Source organism: Azospirillum sp. Sh1 (assembly GCF_008365135.1).
Lineage (GTDB): Bacteria > Pseudomonadota > Alphaproteobacteria > Azospirillales > Azospirillaceae > Azospirillum > Azospirillum oryzae.
In genome coordinates this window covers 37,255-59,871 of the sequence record NZ_VTTK01000030.1, presented here as the reverse complement: position 1 = coordinate 59,871, position 22,617 = coordinate 37,255, and the positions used below count along the sequence as shown (strand labels likewise).

Below are 22,617 nucleotides of genomic sequence, written 5' to 3'. Positions count from 1 at the left end.
CTAGACACGCTTGCCTCCCTTCAGTTCGGAATAGAGGTAGGGAACGATGATCGCCACGACGGTCGCCAGCATCATCAGCGCGCTGGCCGATCCGATGGCGATCTGGTTGCGGCGGAAGGTCATCTCGTACATGAAGGTCGCCGGCAGGTCGGACGCATAGCCGGGACCGCCGCCGGTCAGCGCCACCACGAGGTCGTAGCTCTTGACCGCGAGGTGGGCGAGGATGACGAAGGCGCTCATGAACACCGGCCGGACCGACGGCAGGACGATTCCCCAATAGATGCGCGGCAGGCTGGCGCCGTCGAGATAGGCCGCCTTGATGATCTCCTGATCGACGCCGCGGAGCGCCGCCAGGAACAGCGCCATGACGAAGCCGGAGCTTTGCCAGACCGCGGCGATCACCAGCGTGTAGACGGCGGTGTCCTGCTGGACGATCCAGTCGAAGGTGAAGCCGGGGAATCCCAGGTCGCGCACGAACTGCTGGATGCCGATGGACGGGTTCAGGATCCATTTCCAGGCGGTGCCGGTGACGATGAAGCTGAGCGCCATCGGATAGAGATAGATGGTGCGCAACGCCCCTTCGCCGCGGATGCGCTGGTCGAGCAGAACCGCCAGCAGGATGCCGATGATCAGGCTGATGCCGATGAACAGCCCGCCGAAGATCAGCAGATTCTCGATGGCGACGTACCAGCGCTCGATCCGCCACAGCTTGGCGAAGGCGTCGGCGCCGACCAGTTCGTAGGACGGCAGCATCTTGGAATTGGTGAAGCTGATATAGACCGTCCAGGCGATGAAGCCGTAGACGAACAGCAGGATCGCCGCGAAGGACGGGGCGACCACCAGCTTCGACAGATGCCGCTGCGCCATGGCGCGCAGCCCGGTCGTCCGCGGCGGAGCGGCGCTGCCGGAAGCGGCGCCGGCGTCTTCCCCGGCTGCCGGCCGGTAAGATGGGGTCTGCATGGTCATGGTGCGAGCCTCACCGGCTTTCGGGCCGGCTTCGCACACGGATGCAGGTCGCGCATGTCGGTTCCCTCCCGTGACGCGTTGCTGTTGGACCGCCGCAAAAAGGACGTTCGTCCGGCGGTCGTTCGCTTGGCGGTCACTGTACGCTGCCGATGATGCGCGGGGCGGACAATTTGGTAACGCGGCGCTTTCCCGGGGCCGGCGTTGTTACGCAACCGTTACACAGATGCGCGCGCACATGCGGGGCGGGCGGATTATGGTCTGCGCCAACGAACAAGACTTATCGGGGAGCTTCCATCATGACCGCGCGCCTTCGTGTCTTCCGCGATGCCCAGGACCTCGCCGAAACCCTGGCCGACGAGACGGCGGCCCTGCTGACCGCCGCCATCGCGGCGGGCGGGCGGGCCACCATGGCGCTGCCGGGCGGGCGGACGCCCAGCCCCTTCCTGACTGCGCTCGGCCGGCGGGCCGTCGATTGGGGCCGGGTGACGGCGACGCTGGTGGACGACCGCTGGCTGCCGCCCGACAGCCCGGAGAGCAACGCCGCCACCTTGCGCGCCTCGCTGCTCGCCGCCGCTCCCGCCATCCGCTTCATCCCGCTTTACACCGGCGCCGCCACGCCGGAGGAGGGGGAGGCCGCCTGCGCCGAGGCGTTGCGCGCCTTTGATGGACCGTTCGACCTGATGGTGACCGGCATGGGCGAGGATGGGCATGTCGCCTCGCTGTTCCCCGATGCGCCGGGGCTTGCCGCCGCCTGGGAGGGGCCTGCACCCTGCCGGGCGATGCGCTCCCCCACCGCGCCGCATCCGCGCATGACGCTGACCCTGCCGCGCCTGCTCGACAGCCGGCGCATCGTCGTGCTGATCACCGGCGGCGCCAAGCGCGCCGTGCTGGAGCAGGCCCGCGCCGCCGGTCCGGAAGACGCGATGCCGGTGCGCGCCCTGTTGCGCCGGGGCGGGGCCGACACCATGGTCTGCTGGGCGCCCTGAGACACAGCTTCTGTCGGGCAACATATTGCGAAGGGTTTTGAGACGATGAAGAGCCTGTCGGTCGGCCTGCTGGGCTTCGGCCTTGCCGGGTCGGTGTTCCACGCGCCGCTGATCCAGAGCGAACCGCGCCTGCGCCTGGCGGCGGTCGCCAGTTCGCGCATCGACGACATCCGCCGCGCCGCGCCGGGGGCGCAAGCGACCACGGCCGAGGCGGTGATCGCCGACCCGGCCATCGACCTCGTGGTGATCGCCACCCCCAACACCAGCCACGCCCCCCTGGCCCGCGAGGCGCTGCTGGCCGGCAAGCATGTTGTGATCGACAAGCCGATGGCGACCACCGCGGCGGAGGCCGGCGAGTTGATCGACCTCGCCAAGCGGCAGGGGCGGCTGCTGACGGTCTTCCACAACCGGCGCTGGGACAACGACTTCCTGACCCTGCGCGCCTGTCTGGACAAGGGCGAGATCGGCCGCCCCTATCACTACGAGGCGCATTTCGACCGCTTCCGTCCGCAGATCAAGCAGGGCTGGCGCGAGCAGACGCTGGCAGGCTCCGGCGTGCTGTTCGATCTCGGCGCCCATCTGATCGATCAGGCGCTGACCCTGTTCGGCATGCCCGACCGCATCCTCGCCGATGTCGGTGCCCAGCGGCCGGACGCGCAGGTCGATGACTGGTTCCACATCGTTCTCGGCTATGGCCGCATGCGGGCGATCCTGCATTGCGGCACGGTGGTCTGCCGGCCGGGTCCGCGCTTCCAGCTGCATGGCGACGGCGGCAGCTTCCTCAAGCATGGCATGGACGGGCAGGAAGCGGCCCTGCGCGCCGGCCGCCTGCCGACCGAAGCCGGCTGGGGCCAGGACGATCCGGAGAATTTCGCCCTGCTGGTCCAGGCCGACGGGACGGAGCGGCGGGTGGAGACGCTGCGCGGTGACTACCCCGCCTTCTACCGAGGTGTTGCGGCGTCCATCCTCGACGGCGCTCCGCCGCCGGTGACCGCCGAACAGGCGCGCGACGTGCTGAGCGTGCTGGAGGCGGTGCGCAAGGCGGCGGGGGTGCCGGCCTGACCGAACCTAACTCCGCCAGGGCACCACGCCGGGCGGCAAGCAGCGGCCGAACCTGCCGGCGGCGAGCATCGCGGCCAACACCACCAGGATGGCGATGACGCCAAGGGCGGCACCCAGCGTCGGGCTGCCGCCCTCCTCCAGCGCATAGACGACGACGCCCAGCGTTTCCCGCCCCTGCGACCACAACAGGATGGAGACGGTCAGCTCGTTGAAGGCGGTCAGGAAGACCAGTAGCCCGCCGGCCGCCGCCGCCGGCGCGACCAGCGGCGCCACCACCGTCACCAGCCGCCGCAGCGGCCCGGCGCCCAGCGCGCGGGCGGCCTCCTCCACGGTCGGGTCCAGCCCGGCACAGGCCGCCTGCACCGGCCGCAACGCCAGCGGCAGGAAGCGGACCAGATAGGCCGCCAGGATGATCCACAGCGTCCCGTAGAGGCTGACCCCCAGCCCCGGCAGCGGCTTCAGGAACAGCAGGATGCAGCCGATGCCCAGCACCACCCCCGGCACGGCATGCGGCAGTTCCACCAGCACGCCGACCGAGCGGGCGATCCGCCCGCTTCCGCCGCTCAGCGCCATCGCATGGGCCAGCGGCACCGCCAGCAGGGCGAGCAGTGCCGCCGCCGATCCCGACAAAAGCAGCGAATTGGCGAAGGCGCGGCCCACCTGATCGAGCGCCAGCACCTCGCGGTAATGGGCCAGCGTCAGCGTGCTCAAGCTGATCGGCAGGCCATAGACGCTGACCAGGCTGGTCGCCAGCAGCGCGGTCAGCGGCGCCGCGACCATCAGAGCCAGCACGCCCCAGGCAAGCCCCTCCACCGCCAAGCGGGCGGAGCCGAGCGGCAGCGGTACCAGCGGCCGGGCGCCGCCGGGCAGACGGCTGGCGATGCGCGCCTGCAGGATAGTCTGGGTGGCGATGCCCAGGCAGGCGACGACGCCGATCAGCGCCGCCAGCACCGCCACCTCCGGCAGGGCCGACGGCCCGAAGCCTGCCAGCCGCCGGTAGATCAGCGTCGGCAGCATCGGAATGCCGGCCGGCACGCCGAGCAACGCCGGAACCCCGAAATTCCCCAGCGCCGCGACGAAGGCCATCGCCAATCCCGCGACCAGCCCCGGCAGGCAGAGCGGCAGCACCACGCCGCGCACCGCCCGCCACGGTCCGGCGCCCGATGCCCGCGCCGCCTCCAGCACGTCGCCGGGGATGGCCCGCAACGCCGCGCGCAGGGCGAGGAAGACCAGCGGCGCATGTTCGATCCCCATCACCAGCACCATGCCCGCCGCCGACTGCACCGGGTTTGCCGTGCCGACCGGCGGGGCGAGGCCCAGCGGCTTCAGGATCTGACTGCCGGAGCCGGCGAGATGGGTCCAGGCCATCGCCACGATCTGCGGCGGGATCATCAGCGGCAGGATCAACGCGAAGGTCATCGCGGTGCGGGCGCGCAGGTTCGTCAGCCCGATCAGCAGGGCGAACGGTCCGCCGATCAGCGCGGCGGCCAGCGTGGCGCCGGCCGCGATGGCGACGCTGTTTGTGGTGGCGCGCCACGTAGCGGGGGAATCGAGCACGCGCGCCAGCACGGCGGTGTCGCCGGCTTCCCAGAGCAGGCGCAGGACCGGGAGAAGCACCAGAAGGCCGACGAGCAGGGGCCAGCCGGGGAGGGTGGGCAAAACGAGTAATCTCGCCCTTCGACCGCCCGACTTAATCCCCCTCTCCCCCCCGGGGAGAGGGTCGGGGTGAGGGGGATGCACAGCGTGGATTTTCACAGGTGCGGCAGGGTGCGCGATTCTTGATGATCCTCGCAACGCATCCCCCTCACCCTAACCCTCTCCCCAGGGGGGAGAGGGGATCCATCCATTCCGCACAACGACTCTCACCCGCCGAACAGGTCGGCGAAGGCGCGCTTGTTGGCGTCGTCCTCGGCCAGCGCCTTGGCGGGGTCATAGGGCAGCAGGGTGATGCCGGCCGGGTCGGGGAAGCCCGCCGGCGGCTTCACCCCCGGCAGCGCCGGCAGGAAGCCCTGGGCCGAGGCCAACTCCTGCCCGTCGCGGCTCAGCAGGAAGTCGATGAAGGCCTTCGCCGCCGCCGGGTTCTTCGCCGTGCTGAGGATCGCCACCGGCTCGCTGACGGCGCTGACGCCCTCCTTGGGGAAGACGAAGGCGACGGGGGCGCCCTTCAGATGCTCGCGGATCGGCAGGTAATCGACGACCATGCCGTAGAGCTTCGCCCCGCCGGCCACGTCCTTCAGGATGCCGCCGTTGCCCTTGGCCGCCGTGACGCCGTTGCGCTGCAACGCCTCGTAATAGGCCATGCCCAGCGACGGCTGCGCCTTGATCGATGCCATGTGGATGGCGGCGGCGCCGGAATAGAGCGGGCTCGGCATCACCGTCGTGCCCTTGGCCTCCGGCTTCAGCAGGTCCTGCCAGGAGGTCGGCTTCATCGGCGCGGCGGTGTTGTAGACGATGCCGGTGGTGATCAGCTTGGTGCCGAACCAATAGCCCTGCGGGTCATGCCTGCCCGGCCGGTAGCCGGCCACCGGCGCACCCTGGTAGGGCTGCAGCCGCTTTTCCGCCTTCAGCGATTCCATCGTCACCGCGTCGGCGATCAGCAGCAGGTCGGGCTGCGGCGCCCCGGCGGTGAACTCGGCGCGCAACTTGTTCATCAGCTCGGTGGTGCCGTTGCGGATCCACTCCACCTCGACGCCGGGGTTCTTCGCCTTGAAGGCCTCCACCGTCTGGCGGGCGTCCGGCTCCAGCTGCGAGGTGTAGAGCACCAGCTTGCCGGTGGCGCCGTCGGCCAGTGCAGTGTGGCCGATGGCAAGCGTCAGGACCGTGGCGAGGGTGGCGAGAAACGCCTTCATCTCTGTCGTCTCCGTTGGATCGGCGGTGAGGTGTCTCTTACGCCAAGCCCATGACAGGCATGTGACGGCCGGTCGGATGACCAAGTCAGTCGATCAGCTTTCCGTCCTTGAAGAAGGGATAGGGCCCGTCGTAGTCGCCGATCACCGCGGTGTGGCTGACCACGCCGGTGTCGGCGCGCCACATGTGGATCTGATAGCCCGGCGGCTCCATCACGAAGGCGGACGGTGCATCGTCGCGCAGGTCGAGCGCCACCTGATGCGCGGTCGACGGCGCCGTCGAGGCGATGGTGCCGGCCCAACGCACCTGGATCGGCCGATGCAGATGCCCGCACAGCACCCGCTCCACTTGGCGATGGCGGCGGACCACCTCGGCCATCGCGTCGGCGCCGTGCAGGCCCAGCCGGTCCATGTGACCGATGCCGGTGGCGAAGGGCGGATGGTGCTGGAAGACGATGGTCGGCCGGCCCGGCTGCTCGGACAGCCGCGCGTCGAGCCAACCGAGCCGCTCCGCGCAGACCTCTCCCGCGCCGGAGCCGGGCAGCACCGTGTCCATGGCGATCAGGCGGACCGGCCAGTCCTCCACCGTGTACTGGAAGAAGCGGCTGTCGCCGACGCGGGCCTTGAGGTCGGGGAAGGCTTCGGCAAGACCGGCGCGTTCGTCATGGTTGCCGGGCACCGCGAACAGCGGGATGTCGAGCGGGCGCAGCAGGCCGAGCAGCCGCTCATACTCCTCCGCATGGCCGGCATCGACGAGGTCGCCGGTGGCGAGGATCACGTCGGGGCGGGGGGCGAGCGCCAGGAGGGCGGCGATCGCGCGCTCCAGGAAGGGCGCGGTGTCGACGCGGCGGTAGGCGAGGCGGCCATGCGGCTTGATGTGGGTGTCGGTGATCTGGGCGATGATCATGGGTGGGCCTTTGGGGGCTTAAGCAATTGATTTGGATACGTCATGCCCCCTCCCTAACCCTCCCCCGCCTTTGGCGGTGGAGGGGACTGCCGCTGCTTCGCGTGGGGCACCCTCTCCCGCGAAGCGGGGGAGGGTTGGGGAGGGGGCATGCGCTGTGACGAACTCACTCACGGCACCGCCAGCACCCTCGCCGGATCGACGCGCAGCCACACCCGGTCGCCGCGCCCCAGTTCGCTGCGCCCGGCGGCATCCACCGTCAGCGCCGGCCCGTCCATGGGCTCCACCACCAGCCGGGTGCGGTCGCCCAGGAACACGGCAGCGGCGACGGTGCCGCCGAGATGCCCGTCGGCCTCCCCGGCCAGCGCCAGATCCTCCGGCCGGACCAGCAGCTCCACCGCCCCCTCCGGCCCGCTCCAGGGCAGTGACGCAGTCCCGATGCACAGCGTTCCGCCGCGCGCCAAACCGCCCAGCCGGTTCATCGTGCCGATGAAGTCGGCGACGAAGCTGTCCGCCGGCTGATAATAGATCTCGCGCGGCGTTCCCACCTGCGCCACCCGGCCCTTGGCCATCACCACGATGCGGTCGCCCAGCGCCATCGCCTCGCCCTGATCGTGGGTGACGTAGACGGCGGTGATGCCCAGCCCGCGCAGCAGCCGGTCGATCTCCAGCCGCAGACTGTCGCGCAGCTTGGCGTCGAGCGCCGTCAGCGGCTCGTCCAGCAGCAGCACGCGCGGCTTCACCACCAGCGCGCGGGCCAGCGCCACCCGCTGCCGCTGCCCGCCGGACAGCTGGTCGATCCGCCGCCCGGCGAACTCGCCGAGATGCATCAGGTCCAGCATCTCCTCGACCCGGCGGGCGCGCTCGGGCCGGGGCAGCTTGCGCACCTTCAGGCCGTAGGCGACGTTTTCCGCCACCGACATGTTGGGGAACAGGGCGTAGCTCTGGAACACCATGCCGACATTGCGCCGTTCGATCGGAAGCGCGGTGACGTCCTCCTCACCGAACAGCACGCGGCCGCCGGGATCGGGGCTTTCCAGCCCGGCGATGATGCGCAGGGTGGTGGTCTTGCCGCAGCCGCTTGGGCCCAGGAAGACGATGGTCTCGCCGCCGCGGATGGTCAGATCCAGCGGCTCCAGTGCGCGGGCGCCGCCGGCGAAGGTCTTGCCGCAGCGTTCCAGGCGGATCGGCACGGCGTCGAGGTGGAAGCTGTCGGGCATCTGGGGTGGCCTCAAACGGACGGACGGTCGCGCTTCGCCAGACCCTGCAGCAGGATCAGGCTCGGCACGATCATAACGAAGAAGACGAGGGTGTAGGCGCTGCCGATCTCGATCCGCAGCGAGGCATAGCTGTCGGCCAGCCCGACCGGCAGCGTCTTGGTCAGCGGCGTGTGCAGCAGCCAGGTCAGGTTGAACTCGCCGACCGACAGGGTCAACACCATCAGCGACCCGGCCAGGATGCCGGAGCGGCAGTTGGGCAGCACCACCGTGAAGAACCGCCGCAGGAAGCCGGCGCCGAGGCTGGCCGCCCCTTCCTCCAGCGTCGTCAGGTCGATGGCGCCCATCACCGCCAGCACGGCGCGCACCATGAAGGGCAGGGTGAACAGCACATGGCCGATCAGGATGAACAGCCAACTGCTGCGCAGATCCCCCACACCGCCATAGGTGACGATCAGCGCCAGCGCGGTGGCGAGGCCGGGGATGGCGACCGGCATCATCAGCATCTCCTCCACCAGCCGGGCGATCCGGCCGGGGCGGCGCGCCAGCGCATAGGCCGCCGGAACGCCCAGGACCAGCGTGCAGGCCAGACAGGCGAAGGCGATCTGCAGGGACAAGAGGATGGTGCCGGAATACACCCGCAGCACCTCATCGACCCAGCGCAGGGTCAGGCCGCTCTTCAGCCCGACGAAATAGTTGGCGGTCAGCCCGGCCAGCATCGACATCACCATCGGCACGGTCAGCAGGGCGCAGACCAGCAGGGTGAAGCCCAATTGCAGCCAGAAGCCCCAGCCCCGGCGATTAGAGAGACTCTGCATCGCCCGTCACCCCGCCGCCGCGACGGAGGTGCCGGCGACACTGCGCGCAATGGCCAGGGCCGCCCAGGTGATGAGGCCGAGCAGGACGCTGAGCGCCGCCGCCGCCGCGATGTTCGCCTGGAGCGTGAATTCGGTATAGATCGTCATCGGCAGGACATTGATCCGGGTGGCAAGCGTGAAGGCGGTGCCGAACGCGCCCATCGAGGTCGCGAAACACAGCGCACCGGCCGAGATCAGCGCCGGCTTCAGCGCCGGCAGGATCACGTCGGCCACCACCCGCCAGGGGGCCGCCCCCAGCGAACGCGCCGCTTCCTCCAGCCGGGGATCCAGCTTCTCCGCCGCCGCCATCACCGTCAGGATCACGCGCGGGATCGAGAAATAGACGTAGCCGAGGAACAGCCCGGCCATCGAATAGGCGAAGACCAGCTTCCCCCCGGTCAGCGCCTGGGTGATCGTGCCGACCAGCCCTTGCCGCCCGGCCAGCATGATGACCATGAAGCCGATGACCACGCCGGGAAAGGCCAGCGGGAAGGTCAGCAGCGCCACCAGCAGGGCATGGCCGGGAAAGCGGTGCCGCACCAGGAACAGCCCGGCCACGGTGGACACCGCCAGTGTCACCAACGTCACCCCCGCCGACAGCGCCAGCGTGGAGACCAGGCTGTCGAGATGGCCGGGATCGGCCAGCGTGGTCAGATAGGCGCTCCATCCCTCCGCCCCGCCGGCGCCGATCAGGATCAGGCGGACCAGCGGCAGCAGGAAAAACGCCGCGAACACCGCCGCCGCTGGCGCCAGCAGGGCCGCCAGCCGCAGCGGTTCGCCCGCCCCTCCCCCACCGGCCGGCGGACGTGCCGCCGGCCGGTGGGGGAGGGGAGCGTCCTGCACACAGGCGCTCACTTCACCTCCGCCTGATAGCGGTCCATGAAGCCCTTCTGCGCCTCGGCCATGCGCACCATGTCCACCGGTTTGGCGCGGGCATAGTCGGCGGCGGGAAGGAACTTGGCGGCGGTCTCCGGCGACATCGCCTCGGCCCGCACCGGGCGCATGAAGGCGTTGGCCCAAAGCGTCTGGCCCTTGTCCGACAGGACGTAGTCCAGCACCTTCCTGCCGTTCTCCGGATTCGGGCCGTTCTTGACCAGCGCCATCACATAGGGGACCGACACGGTGCCTTCCTTCGGGATGACGAAGGCGACCGGTGCCTTGTCGGTGTATTTGGCGCGGTAGGCGTTGAAGTCGTAATCGATCAGGATCGGAATCTCGCCCGACAGCACGCGGGCGTAGGAGGTCTGCTTCGGCACGATGGGCTGGTTCTTCTGCAGATCCTTGAACCAGCCGATGGCCTTGTCGAAGCTGCCGTAATCGCCGCCCAGCGCCAGATTGACCGCCACCGCGCCGACATAGCCGACGGCGGCGCTGGTCGGGTCGAGATAGCCGACCATGCCCGAATAATCGGGCTTCAGCAGGTCGGCCCAGCTCTGCGGCACCGGCTTGCCGCCCAGCGCCTCGGTGTTGACGAAGAAGCCCAGCGTGCCGCTGTGGATGGCGAACCAGTAGCCGTCGGCATCCTTCATCCCGTCGGGGATCCCGGCCCAGCCCGCCGGCTTGTAGGGGGTGACGACGCCGGCCGCCTTGGCCTGGATGCCGACCGGCCCGCCGAGATAGACGACGTCGGCCACCGGCTTGTCCTTTTCCGCCAGCATGGCGGCGAGCGACTGGCCTGAATTCTTGTTGTCGAACGGCACGGCGATGCCGAGATCGGCCTTGATCGCCTTCAGCTGCGACGCCCAGTCGGCCCATTCCGGCGGGCAGTTGTAGCAGATGGCGGTCTGCTCCGCCGCCAGGACGGGAGCGACCGTGGCGGTGAAGGCGGCGGCCAGAGCGGCGGCGCCGAGCAGGAACGGCTTGAACATGATTGCGTGTGTCTCCGTTCGGGAAGCGCTTATCTCGATTTGGGCTCAGGTCGATTTGTGCTCAGGTCGATTTGGATGGCGCGGCGCCGAGCGATTCGCCCGGACGCAGGGTGAAGGGCAGCATCACGGCGCGGCCTTGCAGTTCGCCGGAAAAGCCGGTGCGCAGGCATTCGAAGGCGGTGGCGCCCATGGCGCGGGCCGGCTGCACCAGGGTGGCGAGGCTGGGCGCCATCAGCCGTCCGACCTCGATCCCGTCGAATCCGCAGACCGACACGTCATCGGGCACCCTCAGACCGAGGTCGCGCAGCGCCCGGATGGTGGCGAGCGCCAGCATGTCGTTGGAGGCGAACAGCGCGGTCGGCCGCTCCGGCCCTTCCAGATGGGGGGCCAGCCGGTGGGCCAGCCGCAATTCGTTGAAATCGACCTCGACCACCGGCCCCGGCTGCAATCCGGCGTCGGCCAGCGCCGCCAGCCAGCCGGCATGGCGCCGGCGCGAGCGGTCGGACTGGCGGAAGCGCCCGACGATCATGCCGATGCGCCGGTGTCCCAGCGCCGCCATCCGCTCCACCACCGCGCGGGAGGCGGCGACATTGTCGACCGACACATGGGCGCGCGGCGCCCGTTCCGGCTGGTTGTAGGCCAGCACATAGGGCAGCCGCACCTCGTCCAGCGTGTCGAGCGAGCCGCTGCGGTCGGCATCGGCGACGGTCAGCACCAGCCCCTCGACCCGGTTGGACAACAGCCCTTCGATGGCGCGGGATTCGCGGGCCGGGTCATAGTCGGTGGAGGCGATCAGCACGCTGTATCCGGCCTCCGCCGCCGCGTCCTGGATGCCGGCGACGCTTTCGGCGAAGACGGGATTGGTCAGCGACGGCACCAGCACGCCGACGGTGCGCGTGCGCGCCGCCTTCAGGCTGCGCCCGATGGTGCTGGGGCGGAAGGACAGGTCGGAGGCGGCGGCGCGCACCTTCGCCATGGTTTCCGGCGTGGCGTTGCCGCTGCCGTTGAGGACGCGCGACACGGTGGCGATGGACACCCCGGCCCGCGCCGCCACGTCGCGGATCGTCGCCACGCGGTCCACCGCCACCCGGTCCATGGCGCGCCTGTCCGTCATCCCGCCATCCATCTGCCGCCCATCATCCCCGTTCCCGCATCCGTCGATCCGGTGCGGGTGCAGAGTGGCGGCGGCGTGTTGCAATCGCGTGACGCCGTGAAAACGGTTTCGTGAAGAATGGAAACGTTTCCATCCGGCCTTACGGCGTGATCGCGGCTCGTCCGAGGCAGCGGTCCGGGGGCTGGAAGGGCCTCTGCAAGCCGTCGAAAAAACAGCGATTTTAGTGTTTGCGTCCCCGCAAGCCTTGGGCTATGTTGCGCCTCCACCAGCGATGGACCCGTAGCTCAGCTGGATAGAGCGCTGCCCTCCGAAGGCAGAGGTCATGAGTTCGAATCTCGTCGGGTCCGCCACGAATTCAAGGGCTTAGCCGTTTTAGCGGCTAGGCCCTTTTCGTATGTTTTCCGTGAAGATCCGGGATTTTTTGCTGTTGCCTCATCAGGCCCCGGCTCCAGGACACCTGCGAACAGTTCGGCAGGGTGATTTACCACCGGCAATCCAACATGCAGAGGCAATGGCCAACTCAGCGAAGCTGGAGCGCGCGGCATCATGCCGCTGAGCCATCATGTATTAGGCATACTCAATTGGGCGTATACATAAAAACACCAGAGTTTCTCTGGAGATAATATTCTACGGGAGTATTAAGTGAGATCTGTATCGATTCTGGCTACAGCGTTAATGTGCCTCTCTATGCAGGCTCTGGCGGCCCCCATCAGTTCAAATCACTTCGGCGTCTGGGGGCCTTCAAATAATCCATGTGGTTAGCCGCGCGTCGAAATCCAAAAGGACTTCGTTCGCCTCACTCACCATGGAAAGACCGAGATGTTCGGCAACCTTGAAGAAGATCTAACCTGTTGGTCGGGCGCGAGTAGAGATTCGATCTCTTCTTGTATCGTACTTGACTTCAATGGCAAGGATCCCAACAGGCCGAAGTTCGAACTCACGATGAATCCTGATGAGAAGAAGGGCTTGGCGCGCTTTGAAGTCGACAAGAGGTCCGCTAAATTTTACCCTTATGATAAGCTTGTCTTGAAGCGCTGCAGCAAAATCTAAGCTGAAGCAACACACGGAAGAGTGGAGGAGATGGTCCTCTCGGCGCTTCAACGGCGTCGAGAGGACGTTGGTTGATTGCAGGTGATCGGCAAGTGGACCGACCCCCTCACTGGTCCTGCCGCACCTGTGCGTGGTTGATCAGCGCCACCATGCCGACGCCGCCCAGCACGTTGCCGATCAGCGACGGCAGCAGGAAGCCGAAGGCGTAGCGGTCCCAACCGATCTCTCCGGACATGGCGGCGAAGGACACCTCGACCGAGCCGGCGATGACGTGGGCGAACTTGCCCACCGCGATCAGCCAGGTCAGGGCGACGATGACGAAGAAGCGCGCCTGCCCGACCGACGGCGTGATCCAGACCAAGAGCGCGATCAGCCAGCCGGCCAGCACCCCGTGCAGCAGCGTCGTCGTGAATACCGACCGCGCCGCCGTGGTGCCCAGTTCCACGAAGGCGGCGCGCAGTTGCGGGGAAAAGGCCTCCGTCCCTACCGCGAACGCGGAGAACAGCAGCGTGCCGACGATGTTCGCGGCGAAGACCAGCGCCCACAGCCGCACCACCTTCATCAGGGTATCGGTCGACCAGCGGTGCAGCAGCGGCAGGATCACCGTCAGCGTGTTCTCGGTGAACAGCTGCTGTCGCCCCAGGATGACGATCAGGAAGCCGAAGCAATAGCCGAAGCTGGCGATCAGCGGCCGCCACGGCTCGTCCGGCAGATGAGTCATCATCAATGCCTCGCCCACCATCGAGAAGCCCATCGACAGCCCGGCCGCCAGCCCAGACCAAAGCAGGGATGAGGTCGGGCGCTTCAGCTCCTCCTGCCCCTCCAGGCGGATGGCCTCGTGCAGGATCAGCGCCGGCGGGTTGGAGCGTTCCTTGACCTCTTCCCGTTCGGTCCGGTTCAGACGGGTGTCGCTGGCGTCGGGCACGGGCGGAACCTCCGTTAATGGGCGTACAGAAGAGAAAAGGGAACGTCCCGCAGGGCGTTCCCTTCCATACCCATTCCGTGCTCGTGCCGAACTCCGCCGGTCTCAGCCCCCGGCGGTCTCAGCGCCCGTCTCTCAGCCGCCCTCCCGCAGCCGCGCGATCAGCGCCGGCACCTCCGCCGCCGGGACCGGGCGCGAGAACAGATAGCCCTGCGCCTCGTGGCAGCCCAGCCGGCGGACGGCGTCGAGCTGGGATTGCTCCTCCACGCCCTCGGCGGTGATGACGATGCCCAGGTTGCGGCCCATCCCGGCCACCGCCTGCACCACGGCGGTGGAGCCGTCGCAGCGCGGCAGGTTGGCGACGAAACTGCGGTCGATCTTCACCTTGTCGAAGCGGAAGCGGCAGAGATAGCCCAGCGCCGAATAGCCGGTGCCGAAATCGTCCATGACGATCCGCGCGCCCAGCGCCCGCAGCTCGCGCAGGGTGCCGAGATTGGTGTCATCGTCCTGCAGCAGGACGGATTCGGTGATTTCCAACTCCAGCCGCCCCGGCGCCAGCCCGGTGTCGGCCAGCGCCCGGCGCACCGACTCCACCAGCCCCTTGTCGCGGAATTGGACGGAGGACACGTTGACGCTGATCCCGATGCCGTCGGGCCAGCGCGCCGCCTCGCGGCAGGCCTCGCGCAGGGCCCACTCGCCGATCGGGCCGATCAGCCCGGTTTCCTCCGCGACGGGGATGAAGTCGGCCGGGCGGATCAGGCCGCGGCCGGGGCGGCGCCAGCGGATCAGCGCCTCGAACCCGCGGATGCCGGACTCGCCGGTGCAGACCAGCGGCTGGTAATGCAGCTCGAACTCGCCCTGCCGCAGCGCCTCGTGCAGGCCCAGCTTCAGGTCGTGGAAGGACTTCAGCCGCTCCGCCATCTCGGGCGCGAAGAAACGGTGGGTGTTGCGGCCGTCGGCCTTGGCGCGGTAGAGCGCGATGTCGGCCGCCTTCAGCAGCGCATCGGCCTCGACGCCGTCGCGGCGGGACAGGGCGATGCCGATGCTGGTGCCGGTCCGGACCTGGGCGCCGTCGATCTCGATCGGCTCGGCCAGCGCCGAGATGATGCAGCGGGCGAGGTCCTCCGCTTCCGCCGGTCCCCACAGGTTGGGCTGCAGGACGGCGAACTCGTCGCCACCGAAGCGGGAAACGAGGTCGGCGGCGCCGATGCAGCCGCGCAGCCGGTTGGCGACCTGCCGCAGCAGCGCGTCGCCGGCATGGTGGCCCAGTGTGTCGTTGACGGTCTTGAACTGATCGAGGTCGATGTAATGGACCGCCATCACGCCCCCTTCGGGCGCCTCCCGCAGGGCCTGTTCCAGCCGCTCCTGGAAGTAGAGCCGGTTGGACAGGCCGGTCAGCGAATCCAGCCGGGCAAGGTGGGCGATCTTCTCCTGGGCGGCGCGCCGCTCCTCCTCCACCCGCCGGCGTTCGGTGACGTTGCGGAAGAAGACGGACAGTCCCTCCGCGGTCGGAAAGGCGTGGATTTCCGTCCATTGGCCGAGAGCCGCGACGAATTCCTCGAAGACGACGGGGGTCTGGTCGGCCATCGCCTTGCGGAACAGGCTGCGGCTCTCGGTCTGCTGCGGGAAGACGTCGAAGAAGGAGTCGCCCAACCGGATGCCGCGGCCCTCATGGATGGCGGCGGCGGCCGGGTTGCGGTAGGTGATGCGCCAGTCGCGGTCGACGAACACCACGCTGTCGGTGGTGCTTTCCAGCACGCCGGACAAGAGCGCGGTGGTCTCCTCCAGCGCCTGCCGGGCGAGCTGGATGTCGGTGACATCGCGGGAGATGGCGAGCAGCCGCTGCGGCCGTCCGTCCGGGCCGGGCAGGGGACAGACCAGATTGTCCCACCATTTCGGCGTGCCCTTGGCCGTGGGACAGAAGCCGAGGAAACGGCCGGTCCCGCCCCGCTTGGCGGTGTCGATCGACGCGCGCAGCTGCGGCCGTCGCTCCTCCGGCCAGTTGGCCTCCCAAGGCTGGTTCTTCAGGCAGTCGAAGCTGTCCAGCTCCATCAGCTGGACGCCGGGGATGTTCATGAAGGTCAGCCGCCCCTCCATGTCCAGCACCTTCACGCATTCCGGGCTGTTGTCCAGGATCTGGCGGGCGAAGGACTCGCTTTCGCGCAGGGCGTCTTCGGCGATCCGGCGTTCGTGGATGTCCTCGTCGGTGCCATGCCACTGGACGATGCGTCCATCCGCGTCGCGCTGGGCGGCGGCGCGGCGGCGGAACCAACGATGTTGGCTGCCCGGCGCTCCGTCGCCGGCGACGCGCAGGCGCAGGTCGATTTCCAGCGCGGCACCGCCGGTCAGGCTGCGGGTCCAGGCGGCCTCGAAGGGCGCGCGGTCGTCGGGGTGGAGCGCGGCGACCCAGCGCTGCGGCGTCGCGACGTCGGCCGCGCCGAGGCCGGTGCGCTCGCGCCAGCGCCGGGTGGTGCGCGGCATGCCGTCAGGGGTGCTGTACCATGGAAACAGGTCGCTCAGCTCCAACGTCTGGCGGCGCAATTCCTTGAAGTGGCGCAGCTCGGCCTCGCACCGCCGCAACGCGGTCCGGTCCTCCACGATGCAGAGCAGGGCGGCGCCGTCCCCGTCCCCAGCCCCGTCCCCAGCCCCGTCCCCAGCCCCGTCCCCAGCCCCATCCCCGCGGTGAGGATGCAGGCTGGCGACCAGCGCCCGCTCCGGACCGGTGAGGGGACCGGTCAGCGCGATGTCCTCCACCACCGTGCCGGCCAGGGCGAGCGATGCGGCGGCGAGCAGCGCGTCCTCCGCCTCCGGCCAGACGTCGGTGAATGGCAGTCCCGTCGCGGCGGTCGCGGGAAGTCCCGCCAGCGCCCCCATGCGCCGGTTCATCCGAACGCAGCGGAGTTGGCGGTCGAGGAACGCAATCCCCACCGGGATCGCGTCGTACAGAGCGTCGATCCGCGCGGGCTTGCGGTCCGGGAGCCAGTCGAACTCGGCGGTCAGGGTTTGGTGCATTGTCCCGGATCGATAAGGATGGCGATGACCGGCGTGAAAAAGGCCGGATCACACGCTTATTCCAGTATCGCCGAAGAAAAAGTTAATGGCGGATGGTGGTTGCTGCCAATCCAATCGTGGCAATTTTGAACCATTTCAAGAACATCGGCAGCCGGTATCCGCCTTTTTCAAGGGACTGCATTGGGGGAAACCCCAATACTCACTCGGCGGCGTCCGACTGTGACAAAAGCTGCGGTGCGGCCCCCTCGTCGACGAAGCGTCCGCGGATCTCCAGCATGGCGTCGAGCCGGGCGAGGAAGACCTCCACCAACTCCGGATCGAAATGGCGGCCGGCCTGTTCGCGCATGTGGGCGACGACGGCCTCCAGCGGCCAGGGCTCCTTGTAGGGGCGGGCGGACAGCAGGGCGTCGAACACGTCGGCGATGGCGACGATGCGGCCGGACAGCGGAATGTCGGTGCCACGCAGGCCGGCGGGATAACCGGTACCGTCCCATCTCTCGTGGTGGGTGCCGGCGATCTCGGCGGCAAGGTCCAGCAGGGGCAATCCGCTGCCGCCGAGCAGCCGCTGCCCGATGACCGCATGCTGGCGCATGGTCATCCATTCCGGGGCGTCGAGCCGGCCGGGCTTCAACAGCACATGATCGGGGATGCCGATCTTGCCGATGTCGTGCAGCGGCGCCGCCTCCAGCAGCTGTTCGGCGAAATCGGGCGCGCAGCCGGCCGACAGGGCCAGAAGATGGGCGATCTGCGCCATGCGCGCCACATGCTGGCCGGTCTCGTTGTCGCGGAACTCCCCGGCGCTGCACAGGCGGCGGATGATCTCGCGCTGGGTCGCCTCCAGCTGCAGGCGGGCGGCCTGCAATTCCATGTTGGCGATGCGCAGGGCGGCGGCCTCGTGCGCGGCGGCGGCGGAGATCCGGCGGTCGGCGGCGGTGGAGACCAGCGCCAGCAGCAGCAGGCCGAAGGTGCCGATCGCCACGGCGGCGGCCAGCGGACCGCTGGACACCCCGTCTCCCAGCGCCCCGTCTCCCAGTGCGCCGTCCGCCGGCATCAGCATGGGGTCGACCTGCACCACCAGGGCGGCCATGCCGGTGTAATGCATGCCGCCGACGGCGACCGCCATCACCACGGCGGCCAGCGCGCGGTCGCGCAGACGGTGGTGGACGCGGGTGGACAGCCACAGCCCCGCGGTCGCCGCCGCCACGGCGATGGCGACCGACAGGCTCCACAGTCCGGGCTGGTAGGCGATGCGGGCCGGCAGCACCATCGCCGCCATGCCGAGGTAATGCATCGCCGCCACCCCCAGCCCGACGATGCTGCCGGCCGCCACGATCGCGGCCGGCGACCGGCGGCTCTGGATGATGCGGAAGCCGATGGCGACGAAGGCGACCGACGTCACCAGCGACAGCAGGGTAATCACCGGGTCATAGGTGATGGGCGTGTCGATGGTCAGCGCCAGCATGGCGATGAAATGCATCGCCCAGATGCCGCCGCCCAGCGCCGCCGCGGCACAGCCCTGCCACATGATGCGGGTGATGCCGGTGGTCCGGTGCATCCGCTCCGCCATGTCGAGCGCGGAGTAGGAGGCGAAGGCGGCGACGGCATAGGACAGCGCCACCAGCCAATGGTCGTGGGAGAACGGCAGGCCGGACGCCGACGTGAAACAAAGCCCGGCCAGTTCGATCGACATCCAACAGCTCTCCTGCAACACCCGACCGCCGGTCTTCCTGATTGCCCGCTCCACCGGGCGGCTTCAAGAAGGGGAAACCCCGACTGCGGTGGTCGGGCACCGGCCGGCACCCGGCAACGTCCGGTAGTTAGCTAAAAAGCTATCTTTATTTGACCGGTGTCAAGAGCATAGAAGTCGATAGGCCGCAAGGCCGACCGGTCTTGCGTTTGGTACTTTGCCAAGCCGCCCATTGTTCGGATCCGAAGCTTGGCGGTCTGCGAAAGGTGCGATTCGAACCGTGGGGCAGAGCGGCCGCAAAGCCGCACTGCCCCGGTCGGATTTGGCTCCCGACTCAGGCGTCGGCGAAGGCCATCGGCTGGCGGGCGCGCGCCTCGCGCTCACGGTTCGGGCTGCTCGGCGCCTCGACCCAGGCGATGCGCAGGATGTTGGTCGATCCCGGCATGCCGAAGGGCACGCCGGCGGTGATGACCAGCCGCTGGCCTTCCTCCGCCAGCCCGTGGACATAGGCCAGCCGCGCCGCCTTGTGCACCATGTCGGAGAAGCTCTGCACATCCTCCGTCAGCACCGCATGGACGCCATAGGCCAGCACCATCCGCCGCGCAATGGCGGCGTTTTCGGTCAGGCAGAGGATCGGCACCTCCGGCCGCTCGCGCGCCGCCCGCAGCGTGGTGGAGCCGCTGGTGGTGTAGGTGGCGATGGCCGCCGCCTTCACCGTATGGGCGACCTGCCGGGCGGCGGCGGTGATGGCGTCCGATTCCGTCTGTTCGGGATCGGCATGCTGGGCGTCCATCAGCCCGCGGTACAGCGGATCGCCTTCCACCCGCCGCGCGATGCGGTCCATGATCGACACCGCTTCCACCGGATACTCGCCCGACGCGGTCTCCGCCGACAGCATGACGGCATCGGCGCCGTCGAACACCGCGGTGGCGACGTCGGACGCCTCGGCCCGCGTCGGGGCGGGGGCGGAGATCATCGATTCCAGCATCTGGGTGGCGACGATCACCGGCTTGCCGGCCAGACGGGCGGCGCGGATGATGCGCTTCTGGATCGACGGCACGTCTTCCGGCGGCATCTCGACGCCCAGGTCGCCGCGCGCCACCATGACGCCGTCCGACATCTCGACGATGCGGTCCAGATGCTGGATCGCCTGCGGCTTTTCCAGCTTCGACAGCAGGGCGGCGCGGCCGGCGATCAGCTTGCGCGCCTCCGCCACGTCCTCCGGTCGCTGGACGAAGCTCAGCGCCACCCAGTCCACCCCCTGGTCGAGCGCGAAGTCCAGATCTGCGCGGTCCTTGGGCGTGAGCGGCGACAGCGGCAGCACCACGCCGGGGACGTTGACGCCCTTGCGGTCCGACAGCTTCGTCCCCGACACCACGACGGTCTCGGCGTAATCGGCGCCGCAGGCGGTCACCCGCAGCCGCACCTTGCCGTCGTCCAGCAGCAGTTCGGCGTCCGGCACCAGGGCGGCGAAGATCTCCGGATGGGGCATGCCGACGCGGCGGGCGTCACCCGGTTCCGCCAGCAGGTCGAGGCAGAAGGACTGTCCGGCGGTCAGCGTCACCGGCCCGTCGGCGAAGCGGCCCAGCCGCAGCTTCGGCCCCTGCAGGTCGGCCATGATGGCGATGGGGCGGCCGGTCTCCTCCTCCAGCGCGCGGATGGCGCGGACGCGATCGCCATGGTCCTGGTGGCTGCCGTGGCTGAAATTCAGGCGGAAGACGTCGACGCCGGCCTCGAACAGGCGGCGGATCATTTCGGGCGAGGAGGAGGACGGACCCAGCGTCGCGACGACTTTGGTCTGCCGGTAACGGCGGATCGGCTTGGCGGTGTTCATGGCGGTAGGGACTCCGAAAAGGAATGGGGGCGGGCGGCGTGTCGCCGCCTCAGGCGGCCCCGAACCGGTAGACGATGGACCCGGCGGACCATTGGCCGGGACGCAGCACCGTCGACGGGAAGGACGGGATGTTGACGGCGTTGGGGAATTTCGACGGCTCGGCGCAGAAGGCGCTGTGCCTGGTGTAGAGGATGCCGCCCTTGCCGACGTCCCGCGGGGCTTTGCCCTCCAGGAAATTGCCGGTGTAGAGCTGCAGGCCGGGTTCGGTGGACAGCACCTCCAGCGTCCGGCCGCTGGCCGGGTGCAGGAAGCGGGCATGGAGGACAGGTGCCGGGCCATTTGCCGGCTTGTCGATCATGTAATGCAGGTCATAGCCCTTGCCGAGCGCCAGCATGCGGTCGTCGGCGTCGATGCGAGCGCCCAGCGCCGTGGGCGTGCGGAAGTCGTGCGGGGTGCCGGTGACGTCCACGATCTCCCCCGTCGGCACCGCGGTCTCGCCGAGCGCCAGATAGCGGCCGGCCTGAACGGTGGCGACATGGTCGAGGATCGACGATCCCAGATCGCCCGACAGGTTGAAGAAGGTATGGTCGGTGAAGTTGGCGATGGTGGTCCTGTCGGCCGCCACCGCGGTCCAGGCGATGGTCAGGGCGTTGTCGTCGCCGACCGTATAGACCAGCCGCAGCGGCAGGGTGCCGGGAAAGCCCTCCTCGCCATCCTGGAAGACATAGGTCAGTTCCAGGCTGGCCTCGTCCAGCTGCCGGGCGTCGAAGACGCGGAAGCGCGACCCGCGCTGGCCGCCATGCAGGGTGTTGGGCGGGCTGTTCACCGCGGCCTGATGGGCGACGCCGTCCAGCGTGAAGCGCCCGTCGGGGATGCGCCCGCAATAGCGCCCGATGAAGGATCCCATCGACGCCTGCCCGCCCATCACGCCCTCGATCCCGTCATAGCCCTGGACGACGTCGCCCAGAATGCCGTCGCGGTCGGGGACCAGGACCTGCTCGATCTTGGCGCCGTAATTGGTGATGCGCACCACCATGCCGTGGCGGTTGCGCAGGGTGAACAGATCCACCGGCTTGCCGTCGATGGTGGCGGAGAAATTCTCACGCTTGAGGTCGGTCGCCATGGTCCAGGCATCCCTGTGGAAGTGGTTAGTAAAAACCGAGAAGCAGCAGCCCCAGAACCATCGCAACGCGCAGGAGCAGCGCCGTCTCCAATGGGTCGGCGGTCATGATGGGGCCTCACCGGATGGATCGTGGCTGTATTATACTAATATATTAGCGCGGAAGGCAAACCGCATCCGCAACCCGAACCCCCGCCGGACAGTTTGCCGCAGGCCGGGGGGAAGCCGTGCATGGTCCGGAGACGCCAACGCCCCCCGGCCGTCATTCCCGGAAGGGTGGAAATGGCGGCGGAGGGGCGTTGGCCGGGTTCCTGCCGGTGTGCTTGCTTGGTTGCGCTTGGAACTTGTTTGGAAAGTCCGTCCGCTGACTCCGGACCCCTTTCCATGGTCATCCCCGCGAAGGCGGGAATCCAGCTATTCCGCGGTGTTATTCGGTGGGAAGCCTGGATCCCCGCCTTCGCGGGGATGACGAATCGGAAAGCAATCGGCTCGTGATGGATGTTTCTAAACTGGCTCTTACTTGGCCTTGGCCGGCGTCCAGGCGCCCCATTCCTCAGGCGTCAGCTTGCCGTCCTTGTTCTTGTCGAACCGGTCGAACCGGGTGCCGCGGCGCGCCTTGGCGACATCGGTCATCGAACCGGGACCGCCGCGCGGCGCATCGACGAACTCCTTGCGGCTGATGACGCCGTCCTTGTCGGTGTCGAGCTGGTCGAACATCTGCTGGTGCATCGCACCGGTGCCGCCCATGCCATTGCCCGGACCCATTCCCTGGCCCATTCCTTGGCCGCCCATTCCCTGACCGCCCATTCCCTGACCGATGCCGGGACCCGGCCCGGTCTGGGCAAGAGCGGAGCCGCCAACCAGCAACCCGGTGCAAAGCGCAGCAATGAGGAAGCGTTTCATCGGAACCTCCCGTCGGAAATCAGCACCCCCACGGCGATATTAGGCCTCTCTGATAGAACGGCGACCGCGCCAGCTTGTCGCAGATCCGGAGCGGGCGTCGCCTGGGATGTGGAATGCGCCCAATACGCAGCGCAACGTCCTGCGGCAGCTCGTTTCCCTGGGCGGGTCGGTGTCGGCCGGCGCATGGCCGTGATGTCCTCCGCGCAGCACTGCGCCCGAATGTGACGACATGCCCTACCGTCTGGCGATTGCCGACGGCACGGCGCCGG

At 68.7% G+C, this 22,617-nt stretch carries 17 protein-coding genes and 1 tRNA gene; 3 read left to right on the top strand and 15 right to left on the bottom strand.

Annotation, left to right across the window (positions count from 1 at the left end):
- Positions 1-867, bottom strand: coding sequence for a sugar ABC transporter permease (locus FZ029_RS24505; RefSeq protein WP_188052045.1), 867 nt, complete (start codon positions 865-867; stop codon positions 1-3).
- A gap of 395 nt (positions 868-1,262) precedes the next feature.
- Here FZ029_RS24505 and pgl point away from each other — a divergent pair, with 395 nt between their 5' ends.
- Positions 1,263-1,952, top strand: coding sequence for a 6-phosphogluconolactonase (gene pgl, locus FZ029_RS24500; protein ID WP_149272333.1), 690 nt, complete (start codon positions 1,263-1,265; stop codon positions 1,950-1,952).
- 45 nt (positions 1,953-1,997) lie between these two features.
- Positions 1,998-3,014, top strand: a complete 1,017-nt coding sequence (locus FZ029_RS24495; RefSeq protein WP_149272332.1) for an oxidoreductase — start codon at positions 1,998-2,000, stop codon at positions 3,012-3,014.
- A 6-nt stretch (positions 3,015-3,020) separates the two neighbouring features.
- On the opposite strand, the gene FZ029_RS24490 is transcribed toward FZ029_RS24495, so the two are convergent.
- The 8 genes from FZ029_RS24490 to FZ029_RS24455 all read right to left on the bottom strand — a co-directional run bounded on the left by FZ029_RS24490 (position 3,021) and on the right by FZ029_RS24455 (position 11,820).
- Entirely contained in the window at positions 3,021-4,673 is a 1,653-nt protein-coding gene (locus tag FZ029_RS24490; protein WP_247892475.1) for an iron ABC transporter permease, read from the bottom strand.
- A 203-nt stretch (positions 4,674-4,876) separates the two neighbouring features.
- Positions 4,877-5,863: an ABC transporter substrate-binding protein gene (locus FZ029_RS24485; protein ID WP_149272330.1), complete on the bottom strand. Its 987-nt coding sequence runs from the start codon at positions 5,861-5,863 to the stop codon at positions 4,877-4,879.
- A gap of 85 nt (positions 5,864-5,948) precedes the next feature.
- Positions 5,949-6,767 (bottom strand): phosphodiesterase, encoded by an 819-nt coding sequence (locus FZ029_RS24480; RefSeq protein ID WP_149272329.1) that lies wholly within the window; start codon positions 6,765-6,767, stop codon positions 5,949-5,951.
- Positions 6,768-6,934: 167 nt separating this feature from the next.
- Positions 6,935-7,984, bottom strand: coding sequence for an ABC transporter ATP-binding protein (locus tag FZ029_RS24475; RefSeq protein ID WP_149272328.1), 1,050 nt, complete (start codon positions 7,982-7,984; stop codon positions 6,935-6,937).
- Between the two features lie 11 nt (positions 7,985-7,995).
- On the bottom strand, positions 7,996-8,799 hold the full coding sequence (locus tag FZ029_RS24470; protein ID WP_149272327.1) for an ABC transporter permease subunit: 804 nt from the start codon (positions 8,797-8,799) through the stop codon (positions 7,996-7,998).
- Positions 8,800-8,805: 6 nt separating this feature from the next.
- Positions 8,806-9,693, bottom strand: coding sequence for an ABC transporter permease (locus FZ029_RS24465; protein ID WP_247892474.1), 888 nt, complete (start codon positions 9,691-9,693; stop codon positions 8,806-8,808).
- A complete protein-coding gene (locus FZ029_RS24460) occupies positions 9,690-10,706 on the bottom strand; it encodes an ABC transporter substrate-binding protein (protein WP_149272326.1) in 1,017 nt (338 codons plus the stop codon). The genes FZ029_RS24465 and FZ029_RS24460 overlap by 4 nt, the downstream gene beginning before the upstream one ends.
- 61 nt (positions 10,707-10,767) lie before the next feature.
- Positions 10,768-11,820, bottom strand: a complete 1,053-nt coding sequence (locus FZ029_RS24455) for a LacI family DNA-binding transcriptional regulator (protein ID WP_247892473.1) — start codon at positions 11,818-11,820, stop codon at positions 10,768-10,770.
- A gap of 273 nt (positions 11,821-12,093) precedes the next feature.
- Between FZ029_RS24455 and FZ029_RS24450 the strand changes: the two genes are divergently transcribed.
- Positions 12,094-12,170: transfer RNA gene (locus tag FZ029_RS24450), tRNA-Arg, on the top strand.
- An 806-nt stretch (positions 12,171-12,976) separates the two neighbouring features.
- On the opposite strand, the gene FZ029_RS24445 is transcribed toward FZ029_RS24450, so the two are convergent.
- The 6 genes from FZ029_RS24445 to FZ029_RS24420 all read right to left on the bottom strand — a co-directional run bounded on the left by FZ029_RS24445 (position 12,977) and on the right by FZ029_RS24420 (position 22,348).
- Positions 12,977-13,795, bottom strand: a complete 819-nt coding sequence (locus tag FZ029_RS24445; RefSeq protein ID WP_149272325.1) for a formate/nitrite transporter family protein — start codon at positions 13,793-13,795, stop codon at positions 12,977-12,979.
- 132 nt (positions 13,796-13,927) lie between these two features.
- On the bottom strand, positions 13,928-16,804 hold the full coding sequence (locus FZ029_RS24440; protein WP_149272324.1) for an EAL domain-containing protein: 2,877 nt from the start codon (positions 16,802-16,804) through the stop codon (positions 13,928-13,930).
- 199 nt (positions 16,805-17,003) lie between these two features.
- Positions 17,004-18,494 (bottom strand): MHYT domain-containing protein, encoded by a 1,491-nt coding sequence (locus FZ029_RS24435; RefSeq protein WP_149272323.1) that lies wholly within the window; start codon positions 18,492-18,494, stop codon positions 17,004-17,006.
- Positions 18,495-18,825: 331 nt separating this feature from the next.
- A complete protein-coding gene (pyk, locus tag FZ029_RS24430; protein WP_149272322.1) occupies positions 18,826-20,325 on the bottom strand; it encodes a pyruvate kinase in 1,500 nt (499 codons plus the stop codon).
- A 49-nt stretch (positions 20,326-20,374) separates the two neighbouring features.
- On the bottom strand, positions 20,375-21,448 hold the full coding sequence (locus FZ029_RS24425; protein WP_149272321.1) for an aldose epimerase family protein: 1,074 nt from the start codon (positions 21,446-21,448) through the stop codon (positions 20,375-20,377).
- Between the two features lie 513 nt (positions 21,449-21,961).
- Positions 21,962-22,348 (bottom strand): EF-hand domain-containing protein, encoded by a 387-nt coding sequence (locus FZ029_RS24420; RefSeq protein WP_149272320.1) that lies wholly within the window; start codon positions 22,346-22,348, stop codon positions 21,962-21,964.
- Between the last annotated feature and the right edge of the window lie 269 nt (positions 22,349-22,617).